General features: G+C 74.8%; 2 protein-coding genes and 2 tRNA genes. 2 read left to right on the forward strand and 2 right to left on the reverse strand.

All coding sequences use genetic code 11. The features are described from left to right. Positions 1–2,747, reverse strand: a 2,747-nt coding sequence (locus RIM90_RS08045; protein ID WP_309059889.1) for a PAS domain-containing protein, incomplete at its 3' end; no start/stop codon positions are given. 262 nt (positions 2,748–3,009) lie between these two features. Beyond that, positions 3,010–3,510, reverse strand: coding sequence for an SSI family serine proteinase inhibitor (locus RIM90_RS08050; RefSeq protein ID WP_309059890.1), 501 nt, complete (start codon positions 3,508–3,510; stop codon positions 3,010–3,012). 178 nt (positions 3,511–3,688) lie between these two features. On the opposite strand from RIM90_RS08050, the gene RIM90_RS08055 reads away from it, so the two are divergent. Together RIM90_RS08055 and RIM90_RS08060 are read left to right on the forward strand one after the other, a co-directional pair. Further along, positions 3,689–3,779 (forward strand) — tRNA-Ser (locus RIM90_RS08055). A gap of 222 nt (positions 3,780–4,001) precedes the next feature. Next, positions 4,002–4,074: transfer RNA gene (locus RIM90_RS08060), tRNA-Arg, on the forward strand. The last annotated feature ends 51 nt before the right edge of the window (positions 4,075–4,125 follow it).

Here is a 4,125-nt window from a genome sequence, read left to right on the forward strand (position 1 = left end):
CCTTCCCCGGGAACGCCCTGCACCGCACCCGCCCGGGTCGGGTCCTGCGCGGGCGCAGGCATCGGCGCAGGCGCAGGTGAGGGCGCGGGCACGGGTACGGGCGGGGCCGCCCCGTCGTTCTCCGCCGGCTGGGCGGCGGCCCGTCGGCGGCGGCCCGTCGGCGCGCTGGTGGGATGCGGCTGCGGCGGGGTGTGGTCGTCGGCCCGGTCGTGCGGAACGGCGTCATGGCGACCGTCGTCGGCCCGGGCGTCACCGGGGGCGGCGAGCCCGGTCCCGCCCGCGTGAGGTGCTTGCCCCTCCTGCGGGCCCGTGACCTGACCGAGCACCTCGGCCTGCCCGGCCTGCGCTCCCTGGTCCTGGTCCGCCTCGGCGGGCGGCAGCGCGAACACCGTACGGGGCGCGGCCTCCTGCGCCGCCGCGCGCTCGGTGGCGGCGGCCAGCGCCCGCCGGCGCCGGCCCGTCGGCTGTGTCTGCGGCTGTCCCTGGGCCTGCCCCGGGATCTGCGCCTGGGCGGCCTGGGACGCACCGGCCGGCGCGGGCAGCGCCGGCGGCAGCGCGTGCTGCTCGCCGGACTCGCGCCGGGCACGCCGCCCGGCGGGGGCGGGCACCCCCTGCGGCGGTACGGTCCCGCCCAGCCCCGTGTTCGACGCGGCGGCCCCCGCCGCGTGTTCGGCGGCGGTGACGACGGCCCCCTCGGACACCCCGGCACCACCCGCACCGGCACCGGCGACCTCGACCGCACCGCCGGCCGCACCCGCGGTCTGCGCACCCTCGGCCGGCCGCCCGCGCCGCCGCCCGGTACCGCCGGAGACCACCGCGCCCTCAGCGGACGCCTGGGCCGGCAACTGCGGCTGCGCGGGCTCGGCGGCGACAGCAGCCGCCCGGCGCCTGCGCCGTCCGGTGGGCGCCGCGGCCTCCGTACCGGAGGCGTCGTTCGGGCCCGGCACCTCGCTCTCCAGGAAGGCGTCCACGGAGGCACGCCGTGCCCGCCGCCGTCCGCCACCGGAGGTCTGCGCGGCGCCGTCGGCCGGAGCGGTCTCCTCGTCCACCGGCGCGGCGGGCGCCTCGGTGGCCGGGACGGCACCCGCCCCGCCCCCGATCGGCACCTCGAGGACGAACGCGCTGCCGCTCATCCCCGGCACCTCGTGCGTCTGCAGCACGCCGCCGTGCGCCCGGACGATCCCGCGCACGATCGGCTCGTGCACCGGGTCGCCGCCGCTGTACGGCCCGCGCACCTCGATGCGGACGACCTCGCCGCGCTGCGCCGCCGCGACCACGACGGTGTTGTCCAGGTAACCGCCCGCCGAGACGGGGGTGTTGCCGGTCGCGTCGACGCCCGCGACGTCCGCGACGAGGTGCGCGAGGGCGGTCGCGAGCAGCCGGGAGTCGACCTCGGCCTCGATGGGCGGCGCGTGCACGGCGAACTGCACCCGCCCGGGCCCGATGAGTTCGACGGCCCCGTCCACACCGGCGGCGACGACGGCGTCGAGCATCACCTTCGTCCGGACGACGCCCTCGGTCCCGACGTCGAGGCGCTGGTAGCCGAGGACGTTGTCGATGAGGGTGGTGATGCGGGAGTAGCCGGCCGACAGGTGGTGGAGCACCTGGTTGGCCTCGGGCCACAGCTGCCCGGCGTCGTCCGCGGCCAGTGCGGACAGCTCGCGGCGCAGTTCCTCCAGCGGTCCCCGCAGGGACTGCCCGAGCAGGGTGAGCAGCTGTTCGTGCCGGGCGGCGAGGGCCTCGTAGCGGTCCTTCTCGCGCTCACCGAGGGCGGCGTACCGCTCCTCGTGCGCGGCGAGCTCCTCCGCGTGCTTCTCGCGCAGCTCCTCCACCTCGGTGACGTGGCTCTGGCGCAGGGCGGTGAGCTCGGAGCCGTGCTCCTCGGCGAGGCGCTCCAGCTCCTCGGCGTGCTGCCGCTCGGCCTCCTCCTTCTCCTTGACGAGCGCGTCGTAGGGGCGCCGGTCGGTGAAGGTCATGACGGCGCCGACGAGCTGGTCGCCGTCGCGCACCGGCGAAGTCGTCAGGTCGACCGGGATCTTGTCGCCGCTCTTGGCGTACAGCACCTGACCGCGCACCCGGTGCTTGCGTCCGGAGCGCAGGGTGTCGGCGAGCGGGGACTCGTCGTAGGGGAAGGGGGAGCCGTCGGCGCGCGAGTGCAGGACGAGCGTGTGCAGCTCGCGCCCGCCGAGCTCGCCGGCCCGGTAGCCCAGTATCTGGGCGGCGGCCGGGTTGACGAGGACGATCCGGCCGTCGGTGTCGGTGCCCACGACGCCCTCGGCCGCGGCCCGCAGGATCATCTCGGTCTGCCGCTGCGACCGCGCCAGCTCCGCCTCGGTGTCGACGGTGCCGGAGAGGTCGCGGACGACGAGCATCAGCAGCTCGTCGCCGGTGTAGCCGTAACTGTCGTAGGCCTGCTGGCTGTTCTCCAGGTTCGCACTGGTGACCTCGACCGGGAACTCGGTCCCGTCGGTCCGCCGGGCGATCATCCGCGTCGGCTTGGTCCGCGCCCGGGGGTCGATGTGGTCGGGCCGCCGCATGGACCCCGGAATGAGCTTGGAGTCGAACTGCGGCAGCAGATCCAGCAGCCCGCGCCCCACCAGCGCCGTGCCCGGGGTCTCGAAGGCCTCCAGGGCGATGGTGTTCGCGTTGACGACGGTCCCGTTGGCGTTGACCAGCACCAGGGCGTCGGGAAGCGCGTCCAGTATGGCTGCGAGGCGAGCAGCGCCTCGGGATGGCCTGCTGCTCACGAGACGCTTCCTCCCTGTTACCGCGACGTGCCGACCGCTCGGGCCATCTTGCCAACCTGCCCGCAACGTGTCACGCGAGGGAGTCTAAGGGCTGGGGTTGCGCTCGCGACGCCGGATGGGACGGAGGTCGCACGAGGAAGTGACGGCGATGTGACGCCCGGATCGCCCGGAACGCACGACGGCCTGCGGCGACGCCGTCCGAACCTCCGCAGGACCTTTACGCGCGCTGCGCCCCGTCCCGCCGGCGCGTGCCCCGTCCCGCTCACGGACGCTCCGCGGAACGCACCTCGGGAAGCAGCGGTACGAGCCGGTCCCAGCGGGCGATCCCGCATCCGTCCCCGCGGTCGAACGTCGCGTCGACGGGACGCCCGGCCCAGGTGCCGGTGACGCGGGCGGTGGCCGGTCCGCCGTACTGCAGGGTGCAGACGGCGTCCCGCGGCACCGGGGCGAAGGCGTCCTCCCCCCACCGGGTGCTCCGGTCGACGGCGGCACAGGCCCCGGCGGGGTCGGGGTGGCTGCCGCCGCTGGGCCGGCAGTGCAGCTCGTACGTCCCGTCCGCCCCGCCGCCCGCGTCGCGCACGGTCACGGTGAGCCGGTCACCGGTCGGCGGCAGCTCCTGGGCGTACGCCGCCGGGGGCGTCGCGGACAGCGAGACGAGGGCGGCGACGGAGGCGGCGGCACCGAGGAGGAGCCGCCGCGGCGCGGGGCGGGCGGCGGGCCGGGAAGCGGGCCCGTGGGTGTCCGGAAGGTTGATCTGCAGCATGGCCTGATCAACGCGCGAGGGCGCCGGACGTTGCGCCACGACGCTCTGTCGGCCGGAAGGGCTTTGCCCTGCGGGCTCCCTGCCTAGTACCGTGGGGGGCGATTGGTGACAGCCCGCCCGGTTGTGCCATCATCAGCACGCACCACCCGCTCGCGCTCACGCGCGGAAGGTCGTGCGAGGAGGCGTCGCCTAGTCCGGTCTATGGCGCCGCACTGCTAATGCGGTTTGGGCCTTAAAGCCCATCGAGGGTTCAAATCCCTCCGCCTCCGCCCGATCACGAAGCCCCGGTCCGTCCGACCGGGGCTTCGTCGTTGCCGTCCTCTGCCTCCCGTGCCTCCCGCCTCCGCGTTCCGCCCCGCATCCTGCGTTTTCGCAGGTCACAAGGGGTGAGGCAAACGGATTTCACATGGCGGCGGCAGTCATGTAATGTTCTTCCTGTCGCCGCGAGCGGGCCGAAAGGGCCGGGAGCGGCGAGAAAACTGAAGAAACAAGCACTCGTAGCTTAACGGATAGAGCATCTGACTACGGATCAGAAGGTTGCAGGTTCGAATCCTGCCGAGTGCACACAGAACAGAGGCCCCGGAGAGATCCGGGGCCTCTGGCGTTTCCGGGGGG

It is taken from the genome of Streptomyces sp., assembly GCF_031181555.1.
Classification (GTDB): domain Bacteria; phylum Actinomycetota; class Actinomycetes; order Streptomycetales; family Streptomycetaceae; genus Streptomyces; species Streptomyces fimbriatus.

Excerpts from the sequence above, each read along its gene's own strand:
- RIM90_RS08050 (WP_309059890.1), bottom strand. The coding sequence starts at position 3,510 with ATGCTGCAGATCAACCTTCCGGACACCCACGGGCCCGCTTCCCGGCCC.